This window comes from Tengunoibacter tsumagoiensis (assembly GCF_003967535.1).
Taxonomy (GTDB): Bacteria; Chloroflexota; Ktedonobacteria; order Ktedonobacterales; family Ktedonobacteraceae; genus Tengunoibacter; species Tengunoibacter tsumagoiensis.
In genome coordinates this window covers 2,690,356-2,704,771 of the sequence record NZ_BIFR01000001.1, presented here as the reverse complement: position 1 = coordinate 2,704,771, position 14,416 = coordinate 2,690,356, and the positions used below count along the sequence as shown (strand labels likewise).

Here is a 14,416-nt window from a genome sequence, read left to right as displayed (position 1 = left end):
CATGTCTATCGATGAAACAGAACGTCTGCGGCGCTGGCGGCTGGCATTGGGGAAAGACGCAGAAGGGGAGCAGGGTGGATTGGGGGATGGAGCCAATGGAATGTCGCTCAGCAAACGAGATCTCGGCATGGATAAGACCCTGGAAGCCCTCTACAATTCTGAACGCTCGGCTGGTCTGGGGAGCTCTGCCCCCAATGTGGCCCGCTGGTTGGGAGATATCCGTACCTACTTTCCAACCTCGACGGTGCGAATTATGCAACAGGATGCTCTTCAGCGGCTCAATCTGACGAGCATGCTCATGGAACCTGAACTATTAGAACAGGTCGAGCCCGATGTTCATCTTGTCTCATCGCTCCTCTCACTCAGTAAAGTTATTCCTGAGAAGACCAAAGAGACCGCTCGTATGGTCGTCCGCAAAGTCGTCGATGAGTTAGAGCGCAAGCTGACCAATCCAATGTTACAGGCTGTTCGAGGGAGCCTGAATCGCGCCACGAGAAACTATCGTCCTCGTCCAAATGAGATCGATTGGGATCGCACTATTCGGCTCAATCTTAAAAACTATCTGCCCGAATACAATTCTATCATTGCCGAGCGGCTTGTTGGTCACGGGCATAAGCGCTCAGCCCTGCGCGATATCGTTCTCTGCGTTGATCAGAGCGGGTCGATGGCCTCATCGCTCGTCTATTCCAGCATCTTTGGGGCAGTCCTGGCCACGCTAAAAGCCGTCAGCACACGCATGATCGTTTTCGATACGGCTGTGGTTGATCTGACCGATGATCTGCAAGATCCTGTTGATCTCCTCTTTGGAACGCAACTTGGTGGTGGTACCGATATCAATCGTGCGCTGGCCTACTGTCAACAGATTATCACGCGCCCCAATCAGAGCATTCTGGTTCTGATCACCGATCTCTACGAAGGTGGCAATGAGCGTGAGATGCTCAAACGAGCCGCTGAACTTGTTGGAAGTGGCGTCCAGATAGTCTGTCTGCTGGCATTGAGCGACGATGGAGCACCAGGCTACGACCATCGTACGGCCAGTGAGTTCGCAAAGTTGGGCATTCCTACCTTTGCCTGCACTCCCGATCTCTTCCCCGACATGATGGCCGCCGCCATCCAGCGTCAGGATCTCACCCGCTGGGCCTCTAAAAACGAGATCGTAGCGGCCCGAGCCTGATCATCGCCTGTTCTCTCTCCAGGAAAGGGGGCAAAGAAGCCCCCATTCAGCTCAGATTGATGATATGATGATAGAAAATCGCCCATTCTTACAACATAATGGAGTAATTTCTCTATGACCATCCCTATTCGTGCAGTCATCTGGGACCTTGATGGAGTCATTATCGATAGTGCAGAAGAGCACAATATCTCCTGGCATCGCATGGCTCAGGACGAAGGAGTTCCCTTTACCGACGAACAATTCTACGCCACCTTTGGTATGCGTAACGACGCCATTATCCCCCTGCTGTGGGGAGAGATGTCGCGTGAACACATCCAGCGCATGGCGGATAAAAAAGAGCTGTATTATCGTGCAGCTATTCGTGAAAAGGCTCGTGCTCTCCCTGGCGCACTTGAACTCTTGAGTGCCCTCAAAGAGGCCGGATATGCTCAGGCTCTGGCCTCTTCTGCACCCATCAAAAACATCGAAGTCGTGAGCGAAGTTCTGGGACTCAAAACCTTTCTGACCGCCCTCGTCTCTGGCGAGACCGTTCCGCATGGCAAGCCTGCTCCCGATGTCTTCCTCAAAGCGGCCCAGGAGCTCGGCATCGCGCCATCTGAAAGCCTCGTCATCGAAGACGCAGTCCATGGGGTTGAAGCCGCTCATGCTGGCGGAATGCGCTGTGTTGCTGTCACCTATGGCAAACAAACACCTGGCCTGCTAGCCGCCGAGCTAACCGTCAACACCCTCACCGAAATGAGTGTAGAGAAAATTAAAGGGCTCTAACACACTCTCATCCTATCTCTGCGTCTTGCGCCAGTGACTACCTTCACCTTGCGCTCCATTCAAGCATCGCTGGAGCGCAAGATGCCCATACGTATGAATCCCGCTCTCACCACTTCAATGCATTTTACACCGAACAAAGATCAGGCCCAGAGGTTCTCGCATTGGGAAGAGTGCGAAGAAGAGAAAAAATACAGGATTATACTATTTTTCGGGCGCGACTGAGGTCTGGCCCCTGTCGTCAGCCACAATGAATTGATACCTGACCCCTTCTCAATTCATTGTCCCCCGGACACAGACCAGACCTCAGTCGCGTCCGCTGAGCTTGCCCACTCGCCTCTCTACCTCTTCCTGGTTCATAGCCTCTGCTGCAAGAATTGGAACGCCATACCAACCCATCAAACATATTGACCTACCATAATTATTGAGTTACTCTATGAATATACCTGATCTTTACTTGTACTCAAAACGAATATGGCGTCACTTCTCACAATCCTGCACAGCTCATCCATCTTATTAGAACGCGAACGATTCTTGTATACATTGTTATTTTATTACAGTGTTACTTTGTTCTCATCTGAGGAGGCACCATGGCTAGCATCGCCATCCAACCATCAACCAGATCCTCATTAGGACATATTCCGGGTCCACCCCCAACGCCAATCATCGGCAAATATGGCAACACCATCCAGCTTGTCAACGACACAGTCGGGTATGCAGACAGACTCTATAAACGGTATGGTCCAGTTGCAGCCGTTGTTCGAGGCGAAAAAGGTGTCAACTTCTCCAATCCACAGGCTGACTGCCCGGGCTCAGTCATCATCTGTGGACCAGAGCTGACATACAACTATGCGACCCAGCATGACACCTACAACAAAATACCGCTCACAGGATTGCTTTATCGACAGCGCAATGTTTCACCTCGCACAGCACCGCTGAAGCATCTGCTCACAGGTCTCTTTGCCGTGCAACACGAACAACATCGTAAAGAGCGTCGCATGCTCCAGCCCGCTTTCTCCAAAAAAAACATCCTGGCATATCGAGAAGACATGGTTCATATCACCCAATCAGTGCTCGATGGCTTACAGATTGGAAAGCGCTATGATATTGCGAGCGAGGCTCGTATCCTCACCTCGCGGATCGCCACAAAAACTTTATTTGGGCAGGATATTGCAGAATCGACCAGCGATGATGCGCAAGCGGCCATCACCATCCAGCAAACATTTGCCGCCTTAGCCAATCCGTTTACCACGCTGATTCCCATTGATCTGCCGGGTACGCCCTATCATCGTTTTCTGACCATCATCAACCGCTTTGATCACGAAATGCGCACACTGGTGGCTCGCAAGCGAAAAGAGGACGTAGCAGGAAATGATATGCTATCCGTCCTGCTCAATACCAGCGAAGAGGGCGAGACATTTGATGAAGACACGATTCTCGGCCATGTTGGAGTGATCTTTGCAGCTGGACATGAGACCAGCACCAACGCCATTGACTGGACGCTTCTCTTGCTCTCCCAGCATCCACACATTCTGGCGGATGTGGTTGATGAACTGTCTGCGGTTCTCCATGGAGACGCTCCTACACTGGAACAGCTCGCGAAATTGCCGTTGCTGGAGCGAGTGATTAAAGAGAGCATGCGGCTCCTTCCACCAGCTCCACTCAATTTAAAGATCCTGGCCGAGCCCGTAGAAATAGGTGGCTACCATCTGCCTGCCGAGACCGCCATCTATCTCAATATCTACACCCTCCATCATCTTCCAGAGATCTATCCTGACCCGCAGGCCTTCAAACCTGAACGCTGGGAAACAATCAATCCGCCACTGAGCCAGTATCATCCCTTTGGCGGTGGATCGCGTATGTGCATTGGAGCTTCATTTGCCATGATGGAGATAAAAATCGTCCTGGCCATGCTCCTCCAGCGTTTCCGCCTCCAGCTCATTCCCAATCAGACTATCAGCCGTTTTGGCACCATCACCATGGCTCCCAAACATGGTATGCACGTTACACTGCACCCGCAGGACCGCCAATTCCATCAGGGTCTGGGCAAGATACGCGGAAATATTCATGAGATGGTTGACCTGCCATCTTAACTTGCCGGTAGAGCCAGCTGTGATGTACCAGAATCCAGCTTCAAGGCGCATTCTGGTACATCAGTTGGCTTGACAAGCGACGTAAGGGATGGGAAAATACCTGGTATCATGGAGGTGTAGGGGCCCCGGTGGGTCTCACCGTCTTCAAAACGGCTGGGGGGTCGCTCGGCGCGGTCCCCGGTGGGTTCGACTCCCATACACTTCTGCCATTTTAATTATTGCTTTGCTCTGTAAGCTGTTTCCCAGGCATGCATATCCCTGAACCGTTGATCAAAGTCTTCATCATCCATCCACGCAATGCCCCAATCTGCTCCGTTCTCCGCATGTAATCCCAGAGCCTAGATATCTGAGATTGGCTCAAAAAGTGGAATCATAAATTCCTCAGCATATGGCGAAACTATTTGGAAGACAAAAAACACTCCTCAACCCTGCTTATTCTCAGAGACAAAGCGATTAATCTCCTTCTGATTGGTAGATCTTGTCATCGACGGACGGGGCTCGAAGCATCAAGGTTTCTGCCGGTGGGTAGACTTCAACTACCTGATGAAACAGTCCAGCAGGAAAGCAACAAAACTCACGTGGGCCAATGAGGAAACGTTCGCCTTCTACTTCAACAATGATACTCGCTCGCAAAATAATGAAGCATTCATCGCTTTCTCGATGTGTGGGGCATGATGAATCTATGCATGGTGAGAACTGAACCGCGTCTGACCTCATTGCGTGCTATATCACTTAATGTGCAGCCAATAGTATCGCCCACACGGGCCGTTTTCAGCTTTTTCATGTAGGTTTCTCTATCGGTGACAACGATATCTCGAATGATGATATTTCGTTCGTCATAATCAGTGCCGATGACGATATTATAGCTGCACTCCTTCTCCCTCCCGGGCAGGAAAACTCTATGGTGTGAGGAAACTCACTTTATCAAGAAGAGCCTGAGCTTGCTCTTTTTCTATTGGTAGCCCATAGATGGCTAGTAAATTATGTGATGTCTGCCAGAGCGCATCACAATGTATAATCGTTTCCAATGCCAGGCGTTGAGGATCACTAAGTATCTGATGATTGATATGTTTGTAAAGCTGACTAAGCCTATTTGCCTCCTGTTCGTCATACCCAATAACGTTGATCAGAGGTTCAGACAACGAACCAGAACCAGAGGAAGGATAAGAAAACTGACCGAAATCATATCTAAAGAATGCCTCATCGAGATCTGATGATGACCATTCTGAATCATCAAGAAGGTTGGTCTGATACATCCAGTCACGATTTTCTATCCATCCACCAAAAAAAGCCACATCAAGTAAAGCTTCCGCCACGCGTATCGCATCCAGAATAATCCAGCCTGACGCAGCCGTACTCAGCACACGGCTCAATGCCTGTGTTGCTAGAGAGGGTTCAAGACGGCAGAGAGCCCGTAATGCGTGAATAAAAGTGCCAAGTGTCAGATCGCTCCAATAAGTGCCCTCAAACCCTTGCTGGCCAGGTTGTAAGGAACAGGTGAGCAGGATATCTGTCAGTAGAGCAACAGTAACAGAAGAGATAGACTGTGGCTGATACCACGCTAGAGACTCAGCCGCGGTAAAACGCAAGCGTGGAGGGGCATCTTGATCGACTATATAACGATGATACAGTGACCATTCCGGCGCATCAACGTCCAGCAGTGCGCTGAGACATTCTAATATAGAACATTGAAGAGGATAATCGTTTACTCGTGTGTACAATGCTATCAGTTCTGGTACCAGTTCGGTCTGGAACTCACGATAACCCGCGAGCAGATCCAGTATTGACGACACGATTTCTTTATCCAGTGTATGGAGAAGTGTGAGATACACTGGCATACCCTCACCAACCAGTTTATGAGCTTTTACTAACCACTCTGGTTGGTGGTAGATATTTCCATCTTTTTGCAAAAACGACTCGAAAGACCACCACTCATGATATGATGATGCTCCATCTTGATTCATCGTAAGGCCGCGTTGTGAGCGTTTCGCATACCATTCTGTGTGTGCTACTCCCGCAAGCAAGGCAAGAATGCTGGCTTTAACCGTGCCAGAAACTTGCTGAAGGATCTCAATAAGAAAGGGCACAGCTGCACAGGAGGCCTCGTATACACTACCTTGATGGCAGATGGAAGCCCATAACCGATCAAGAGCACCATTGCGTATTTCGTCTTCATCTGAGAGTAGATCCAGAAGATGTTGGGGCGTATCTTCTGCCGAACCATATGCATGTCGAAGGGTTGCCCACGGAACCTGCCGCAGGCGCTGTTCTAGAGAGAACATAAATGCATCTTCTTTTCGTGTGAGGGAATGGTGATAATTAGAAAATTAGAATGAAGAATCAATCTTCTTTCAAAGAGTACTTATTTCAAACTGTTTTGTCAATAGTTACTCTATGCCTGAGCAAGATGTATATCATGCAGGAGAAAAGGTCAGATACATTAAAAATACAATGGTAAGCAAAAAAAGCTACAATTGTCCGAGAAGAAAGATGATATCAGCTCCGTTCACAGCACGCTAAAAGCTCTCCAGGTATCCATGTGAGAGACAACTACAAATCGTCTGATTTCTTGGGCGACTTGAGCGTGAAAGGTGTTATCTGATATATTTATGCCAGCAAATGAAAGGTTGGTCTATTTTCCATGCTTCTCCATTTCTAGCACCTGTCACTGAGAGGTGCAAAACATTACAATCTCATTCACTTTCCCTGCCATTTCTATGCATGGCAGGCGAGTCTGTGTGATTAGTCAGTACAAAAACCTGAAAAAATAGTTTTTTTTGCGCCTTTTCTGGAGAAAAGAACTTTAAATGGAGGAAACTGGGAAATGTTTGATTTCGATATCGAACTAGCCAGGCGCTATGGGGTCTTCGCAAGTTATCACTCTCATGCGTGCCCCTCGATCATTGAACATTACGGCGAGAATCCTGCTACTGAAGTGGATCGGTTGCTGAATCACTATGCTACTGCGGAGAGTACCGTTCTTGAGATTGGCAGTGGAGCCGGACAGACCCTGTGTGACCTCGCACCGAAGGTAAAGCAGATCTGGGGTCTTGATAGCAATGAGGAATTGCTAGGTGCCACACGCCTGCGAGCAGAGCGGCTGAGTGTCACCAATGCCATCTATCTATTGGCAGCTTCCAATGATCCTGAAGCCACAAAATCACTGCCAGATGCGACCTTCGATCTGGTCTTGAGTCGCCGTGGCCCCAAATTCAGCGAAAACCTTTTGCGTACGTTGCGCAAGACGACCATCTTTGTGCAGGAGGTGGTGAGCAATCTCGATGGATATCCCCTTGGTGAGATCCTTGGGCGACGGTACCTCACTCCTTTCGCGGGCACTGATCAGGAGGTCCTTTTGCATGAATATGCAAACCTGGGGATATTCCCAGTCAGTTGCAAAGAGTATTTTTATGAGGAGTTTTTTCGCGACCGAGAACACCTGGCTTCGTTTCTCACCCAGGTAGCGGCAATGCTCAGCCCGTGGTTATTGCCGCAGTCACTGCCGCACAAACCGTATGATCCCGTGCAAGACCAGGACGCATTGGATCTGTATGTGCGCTACAACACAACCGAAAAGGGCATTCGCGTCCTTCGACAACGCAAAATCTTTGTGCTCAGGCGAACAGAAATCACCTCTTAATGAGCATGAGCCACAGAGGCAATTGCTACGACAATGCGGTGATGTAGCGGTTTTGGGTCACACTCAAAGGTGAGTGAACCTCTCGCTACGTCTTCCTCGCCCACGATCATGCACGTTCCATGATTTTTGAATACCTTCCGTGTTTTTATAACCGAGTTCGTCGGCATTCGACGTTAGCCTACCTCAGCCCTTTGCATGAGGTTTTACAGTCGTAGACTTTCAATTCTCTGCTTCTACTAAACCGGGTCAATGACACGATTTCTCTGCAACTGTGGGGGTGTGGTCTATGCCTCAACTCATCCATTCTTACAGTATCCTCTTTCGGATCGATTCCTCTGCAACGCGGTGGTACAGATCGTTTTATCACGCGCCCCGAAACATTACAGGATCCTCTTTCGGATCGATTCCTCTGCAACCAAGTAGTCGGCGTCTCTTTTAAGCAGACGATAGATGATTACAGTATCCTCTTTCGGATCGATTCCTCTGCAACGAGCCCGATCATCTCATCATTGACGAACAGGAATAATTACAGTATCCTCTTTCGGATCGATTCCTCTGCAACAGAGGTGCAGGTTACTATGGGTTTTACGTCGCCATAATTACAGTATCCTCTTTCGGATCGATTCCTCTGCAACCAATGACGTGACGACGTGTGACCGGCTATACATATGTGATTACAGTATCCTCTTTCGGATCGATTCCTCTGCAACGAGCAATGGATTGATGCCCTGTATGTCATTATGCCAATTACAGTATCCTCTTACGGATCGATTCCTCTGCAACTGGAATGGACACATCGAACCTCCTACCAGCCCCGAACGATTACAGTATCCTCTTTCGGATCGATTCCTCTGCAACGCCCTCCGTTGATTACGCCAGAATTGTGCGCCGAGATATTACAGTATCCTCTTTCGGATCGATTCCTCTGCAACATTGCCCAGGCTTTAGACAATAACTTTACTGTTTTCTGATTACAGTATCCTCTTTCGGATCGATTCCTCTGCAACGTTTCCCGTTACTGCTGCGTGCGCTTGCGTGCGCAACATTACAGTATCCTCTTACGGATCGATTCCTCTGCAACTTGTGTTAGCAGGTGCACCACCTGCACTTGTTTGACGATTACAGTATCCTCTTACGGATCGATTCCTCTACAACATAGGTGACATCAAAGCCGCGTGCCATGCTGATAATTTTACAGTATCCTCTTACAGATCGATTCCTCTGCAACCGCAGGCGTTTGGCAGAGGTGGGGTGGACATTTTTGACCTTCTTGGTCTGACAGGCCCTTTTTTTGGCCTCTCAACGCGACGTTTTTCTCTATCTTATCCTCCATAAGTATACCATAGACTCATCCATTCGAAAACCTCTTTTTGCGCCAAAAACAGGGAGGATTTTCGGGTCAGTTCTATCTACTCATACACTTTATCTATTCTTTTGAAGAACGCATTTTTGTTAATCAGAACAGGTTTGGCCCTGATTTTATTGCGGCGAGTATAGGTTTTCGGAGAGGGTCGTTTTTGGGCACACATAAGGAGCGTTTCGGCTGGCCTGCCAGGTCCCGGACGAGAGCCCGTTGCAGACGCTTCTGCCCACGCTCTTGCTGCAGATAAACTATCTCGGCAAGCGTGGAGGCTTTCTACAGATCATGGGTCAGCCCCAGAGCAGTCGCGAGCTTCCCGCTGGACACTTTATCCAGCTCACTGCCACCGCCCTGCAGGACTTTGAAACCACTGGCACGCTCCAGATGCTCGATGATTGTGGTCCGAGTCTGACCTTTGCTAAGGCCAACATTTATGATGCCAGTACCAGAATTGTCCTGCACAAAGACCGCGTCCTACGGCATATTGTGTTACCATATCAGTTGATCCGCTCGTCGCGTAGCTATAGCTGGTATCAACGAACCGGTGAAATGGAGACCGTAGAGCGGTGAGAGCGGGCGCGATACATCTGACCCGTACGCTTTCAGGCCATAAATGGCCAGCGTAGAGGCAATCGAGCAATTGCATGATTTGCCAGATTGTATCTTTTTTTGGGCTATACTTAAATGAGGGGCACCCAGATGGCGCTGCCTTTTTGTCTATAAGAGTACCAGGAGGAAACAGGATGCAAACACTTCTTCGATCCGCAACCCTCACCACGACCCACCTCTGGTTCACTGTTCAGGCGAGCGAGACAATGGAGCTTGACCAGCACAGCGGTGCGGCGCTGCGTGGCAACTTTTTTCATGCCATCTGGCAGCGCTTCTGTACCAACCAGAGCGCTCCCACCTGCGCCGCCTGTCCGTTGCATGAGGTCTGTCCCGTCAGCGCCATCGTTGCCCCTTTGCGCGAAGATAGTACTCAGGGTCAGGATATCCCACGCCCCTATATCATCATTCCACCCATTGAGGGGCCCAGGCGTTATCAGGCCGAGGAACAGTTCTCGTTTGGCATGACGCTTTTCGGCAACATTGTCCAGCTTCTTCCTTATATTATCCTGTCTGTGCCACAGTTGGAGGCGAATGGATTAGGACACCGCCTGGGCGAATACCAGGGACGACGCGGCAGGTTTCGCGTCGAGCAGATTGAGGTCACTCACCCCTTCACAGCTGAGCGCCAGACGATCTATCAAGCTGGCAAAACGCGTGTGAATAGTCAGATCATCAGTGTTCAGGTTGCCGAATGTCTGGCGCGGGCCGAGAAGCTCGACCAGCAGCAGATCACCCTACAATTTGTTACGCCTCTGCGCCTGATAGATCGCGAACGTCTTGTCAAAAAAGCCGAGTTTCGCCCTCTCTTCCAACGTCTGCTTGAGCGATATCTTGCGCTTGAGCAGCACTATGGCAATAGCGAGATCTTCCTGGGTCGCGAGGAGAAGATAGCGTTACTGCAACAGGCCGATGGCGTTCTCTGTAGCGATGATAGTACTCAGTGGGAGGAGTTAACAAGTTACTCGAATCGTCAGAAACGCAGTACGCCTATTGGTGGCCTGGTGGGGCAGGCTACCTTTACAGGCATGCTCACCGGGCTACTGGGGCTGCTGGTGGTTGGGGAACTTATTCATGTTGGCAAGAATGTAGTTAAAGGTAACGGCTGGTATCGCATCATTTCATAATTTTTGCCTGCGATGCCATGTATCTCTGGGCAGCAGGATTATATGGTTGCTTTATAGCAAGTAACCATATGATCCATCTTTTTCCGCACGACGACCATACCGTGCTTTTTCACATCGTTGATTATCATAACCTCGCCCGGGTCGAAACCCCACCCATGAAACTACCAATCTCGAACATCGACTCTGCCGAACCTACGTTTACGATATACTCAATTGGATCAACTATCCTAAAACGCTTCCTGCACGTTGATGAACCCAAATACTCATTTCAAACTTATAGCATCCTCACTCGGATCGAATCACCTAGAACTAGATGCCACGTTGGCATATCACTCATCTGATCACGTCTTATAGTATCCTCGCTCGGATCGATTCCTCTGCAACGAAGTGGAAATGCGTATGATTTCGCAGAATGGCTTATATTACAGTATCCTCTTTCGGATCGATTCCTTTGCAACCTGGAGATGAGTTATCGCTTCTGTTTGCGAGTGGCACATTACAGCATCCTCTTTCGGATCGATTCCTCTGCAACACTCGTAATCGCGCAAAAGAACCATCTCAGCGGTCAGTATTACAGTATCCTCTTTCGGATCGATTCCTCTGCAACTCTGGCCGGCGAATGCGTGGTGTTACACCCGGACGAAGCATTACAGTATCCTCTTTCGGATCGACCCCTCTGCAACACCGCCGCACAGCTTTCGGTCCTGGTTCAAAGACGGAATTACAGTATCCTCTTTCGGATCGACCCCTCTGCAACTTCTCTACTGGCTTTATGTACGTATTCTGCACATATTATTACAGTTTCCTCATTCGGATCGATTCCTCTGCAACTCTTCTCATCAGACCGCAGGATGTTGACGCATCGCTGATTACAGTTTCCTCATTCGGATCGATTCCTCTGCAACTGCTCCAGCATATGCAGCAGATCAATGATGCCATTATTACAGTTTCCTCATTCGGATCGATTCCTCTGCAACTCATCATGAATGCTCCATCATTGATTCATACGGTAATTACAGTATCCTCTTTCGGATCGATTCCTCTGCAACACCGCAAGGCTCGCCTGAACGCCATTTACGACAAATTACAGTATCCTCTTTCGGATCGATTCCTCTGCAACCTGTTCCCTGCTCCCGTTGAGGTGGAAGATTCGCGTATTACAGTATCCTCTTTCGGATCGATTCCTCTGCAACAGGAAGCATGATTATGCCTCAATCCAGTGCCAACTATTATTACAGTATCCTCTTTCGGATCGATTCCTCTGCAACACCCTACAAGACGTGCTATTTCCGCTTGTCCGGGTTCGTATTACAGTATCCTCTTTCGGATCGATTCCTCTGCAACTAGGTTTATAAACCGTATGGTGTTGATGATCGACAAAATTACAGTATCCTCTTTCGGATCGATTCCTCTGCAACCACTATTGGTTTCCACCCGCTATCTGTGTTCCCCATGATTACAGTATCCTCACCCGGATCGATTCCTCTGCAACTTGTTCATTAGAGCCATATGCATCTACAAGCAATGCATATTACAGTATCCTCACCCGGATCGATTCCTCTGCAACCGCGGGCGTTTGGCAGAGGTGGGGTGGACATTTTTGACCTTTTTGGTCTGACAGGCCCTTTTTTTGGCCTCTCAGTGCGACGTTTTTCTGCACTTCGTCCTTCATAAGTATACCATAAACCCATCCATCCGAAAACCTCTTTTTGTAGCAAAACAAGGGGGGATTTTCAGATCTGTTCTCTTAGCTTCTACTCTTATTCATATTTTATGCAGCGTTGATTTATGCTAATCAGGATACCATTAGCCCCTTTTCTAACCAGCTCTAGAGAGGTTTTCGGAGGGTCAGTAATTCAGGGCGTTCAACAGGGGGATTGTCAATAACACCATCGACTCTATACTGCACTGCATGCCATCAAAAACAGTTAATTCTTTCTGGTGAAAATCTGATATTCATGTAGTATATTCCACAAAGGATTTTTTTCATATTTCCTATTATTCTCATTTTAATGCTTGGATTGTAAAGTAAGAGTATGAATAGGATCTCAGCCTTTTATCACAATGAGACGGTTAAGTACTTTAGCGTTTTCAGTGAAAAAAAATTGGGAAGGTACTTGCCTGAATCTTGTGATCTAAAAGATGTTTGCGGCTCATGCTGGTCATCATTTACAGGTGCTTGTTGAATGGACACCTGAGTTTCAAGCTACGGCTGAAGATGAAGAGACGATCCAAATTGGTAGAGATAATCCTGAACATAGTATGATATTAGTTTTGAGGAATATCTCAAAGATTCAGATCTTTATCCTTCATGAATATGAGATCCATGCCTTCAATAAGCAGGGCGAAATACTGGCTGTCTATACTGTGACGCAAGGACACCATTATGCATGCTTTGAGCCCTGGATGGACACTCACCAGCGCTCGTGGCCATTACTAGCCAACTCGCCGATGAGGGACAGAGTCTCGTCCAGGTCTATGAACTTGAATTTCAAAAAAGTAACACAAAAAAAACGGAAGAAGATGTAAAAACAATGGCTTTTCAGCTCACCAGCGCACAACAAAGGGCGCTTGATGCGGTGTATCAACAAGCAGAACATACACAAAGGAACGCAAGAGAACGGATTCAGAGCGTCCTCTCTTCATCAAAGAGTGCATGCACCATTGATGATCTTCTCAAAGCTATCGAACAGAGAGCGGACCTGACTATCAATTTTCATCCAGACCGTTTGTTGGCAGATGGTCGTTCTGTGATCACCGGACTGTATGAAGATGGTCTTTACCGTAGCCAGTTTGAAACCAATATCTCCAATGGCGGACTCACGGCATTTGCGGGTGGCGATCGCGATCTTTGGGAAGAAACGATGCTTGGGGGAGCCTACCAGCTGTCGGGAGTCACAATAACAGAACGTCCCAAGTATGGGGGACTGAATCTGCTGAACTACAGTGATGGTGCCTGCCCCCGGTTTGGCTCCTGTCATTTCCGCTTAAAAAAACTGATTTTGCAGCGTGCAACCTATGTCTTTGGTGATAGCTTCTTCAATCCACAGGACCGAGGTGTCATCCATGCCTTTGAGCCAGTTCTCGCGGGCCTGCTGGAGGAAATACACAAACATGGCAATGCGCTGGGGAGAAAAAATGTCGATGTGAGCACATTTCTCAACACCATACTTTCTGCTGGCAATACCACAACAGCACTCTTTCCGCGCTCGCAAGGACGAGCACTTGATGACTATATTGAGGCACAGATCCATGGCGACCTTCGTCTGGCCGAGGACGTCGATGCACTTGTTGCCGATCCTTCTTTTCAGCACACGATGACTGGAAAACTCCTGGAAGCAACCGCCAAAAAATATGGTTTGCATCTGGAATGGCATGAAGGTTGTGAGCTTCCCTTCGAAGAGGTGCCCGATGACTTCCGTGGGCCAGAAATGCCCCCTCTCGCCAGGCGCATCCAGAAAGAGTATGCCGGTGATCATGCGTATCTCAACGCGGCAACCATCGGGTCAGCAGCCGCTTCAGTGGTGACCACTCCAGAACGCTGGAATGACTGGGGAACGCCCGAAGAGACGCTCCAACATCTTAAGTATTTGTGGCATATTCTTGTCGTTTATGGAAAACAAAAAAGAAGGTGACAGGTGATGTCGGTGAAAC

General features: G+C 48.7%; 8 protein-coding genes, 1 tRNA gene and 2 CRISPR repeat arrays. Of the genes, 8 read left to right on the top strand and 1 reads right to left on the bottom strand.

Annotation, left to right across the window (positions count from 1 at the left end; all coding sequences use genetic code 11):
• The first annotated feature begins 1 nt into the window (after window position 1).
• From EL628_RS10600 to EL628_RS29790, 4 genes are all read left to right on the top strand, one after another.
• The gene (locus tag EL628_RS10600) at window positions 2–1,174 is read left to right on the top strand and encodes a vWA domain-containing protein (RefSeq protein ID WP_126579919.1); all 1,173 of its coding nucleotides are present in this window, start codon (window positions 2–4) and stop codon (window positions 1,172–1,174) included.
• A 114-nt stretch (window positions 1,175–1,288) separates the two neighbouring features.
• On the top strand, window positions 1,289–1,939 hold the full coding sequence (locus EL628_RS10595; RefSeq protein WP_126579918.1) for an HAD family hydrolase: 651 nt from the start codon (window positions 1,289–1,291) through the stop codon (window positions 1,937–1,939).
• Window positions 1,940–2,526: 587 nt separating this feature from the next.
• Complete coding sequence (locus tag EL628_RS10590; RefSeq protein ID WP_126579917.1) at window positions 2,527–4,029, top strand: cytochrome P450; 1,503 nt, start codon at window positions 2,527–2,529, stop codon at window positions 4,027–4,029.
• A 110-nt stretch (window positions 4,030–4,139) separates the two neighbouring features.
• A tRNA-Sec gene (locus EL628_RS29790) sits at window positions 4,140–4,238 on the top strand.
• Between the two features lie 690 nt (window positions 4,239–4,928).
• Here the strand turns inward: EL628_RS29790 and EL628_RS10580 are convergent.
• Window positions 4,929–6,311, bottom strand: coding sequence for a hypothetical protein (locus EL628_RS10580; protein WP_126579915.1), 1,383 nt, complete (start codon window positions 6,309–6,311; stop codon window positions 4,929–4,931).
• A 542-nt stretch (window positions 6,312–6,853) separates the two neighbouring features.
• Here EL628_RS10580 and EL628_RS10575 point away from each other — a divergent pair.
• The 4 genes from EL628_RS10575 (at window position 6,854) to EL628_RS10555 (ending at window position 14,397) form a co-directional block, all read left to right on the top strand.
• Window positions 6,854–7,669 (top strand): class I SAM-dependent methyltransferase, encoded by an 816-nt coding sequence (locus EL628_RS10575; protein WP_126579914.1) that lies wholly within the window; start codon window positions 6,854–6,856, stop codon window positions 7,667–7,669.
• A 305-nt stretch (window positions 7,670–7,974) separates the two neighbouring features.
• Window positions 7,975–8,897: direct repeats of the CRISPR family, unit length 37 nt; unit sequence ATTACAGTATCCTCTTTCGGATCGATTCCTCTGCAAC.
• A 345-nt stretch (window positions 8,898–9,242) separates the two neighbouring features.
• Entirely contained in the window at window positions 9,243–9,599 is a 357-nt protein-coding gene (locus EL628_RS10570) for a hypothetical protein (RefSeq protein WP_126579913.1), read from the top strand.
• A gap of 173 nt (window positions 9,600–9,772) precedes the next feature.
• Entirely contained in the window at window positions 9,773–10,762 is a 990-nt protein-coding gene (gene cas6, locus EL628_RS10565) for a CRISPR system precrRNA processing endoribonuclease RAMP protein Cas6 (RefSeq protein ID WP_161975404.1), read from the top strand.
• Window positions 10,763–11,109: 347 nt separating this feature from the next.
• A CRISPR array of direct repeats spans window positions 11,110–12,329; the repeat unit is 37 nt; unit sequence ATTACAGTATCCTCTTTCGGATCGATTCCTCTGCAAC.
• Between the two features lie 967 nt (window positions 12,330–13,296).
• Window positions 13,297–14,397: a DUF3626 domain-containing protein gene (locus EL628_RS10555; RefSeq protein ID WP_126579910.1), complete on the top strand. Its 1,101-nt coding sequence runs from the start codon at window positions 13,297–13,299 to the stop codon at window positions 14,395–14,397.
• The last annotated feature ends 19 nt before the right edge of the window (window positions 14,398–14,416 follow it).

Coding starts and splice junctions, on each gene's coding strand:
- EL628_RS10600 (WP_126579919.1), top strand. CDS start 2: ATGTCTATCGATGAAACAGAACGTCTGCGGCGCTGGCGGCTGGCATTG.
- EL628_RS10595 (WP_126579918.1), top strand. CDS start 1,289: ATGACCATCCCTATTCGTGCAGTCATCTGGGACCTTGATGGAGTCATT.
- EL628_RS10590 (WP_126579917.1), top strand. CDS start 2,527: ATGGCTAGCATCGCCATCCAACCATCAACCAGATCCTCATTAGGACAT.
- EL628_RS10580 (WP_126579915.1), bottom strand. CDS start 6,311: ATGTTCTCTCTAGAACAGCGCCTGCGGCAGGTTCCGTGGGCAACCCTT.
- EL628_RS10575 (WP_126579914.1), top strand. CDS start 6,854: ATGTTTGATTTCGATATCGAACTAGCCAGGCGCTATGGGGTCTTCGCA.
- cas6 (WP_161975404.1), top strand. CDS start 9,773: ATGCAAACACTTCTTCGATCCGCAACCCTCACCACGACCCACCTCTGG.
- EL628_RS10555 (WP_126579910.1), top strand. CDS start 13,297: ATGGCTTTTCAGCTCACCAGCGCACAACAAAGGGCGCTTGATGCGGTG.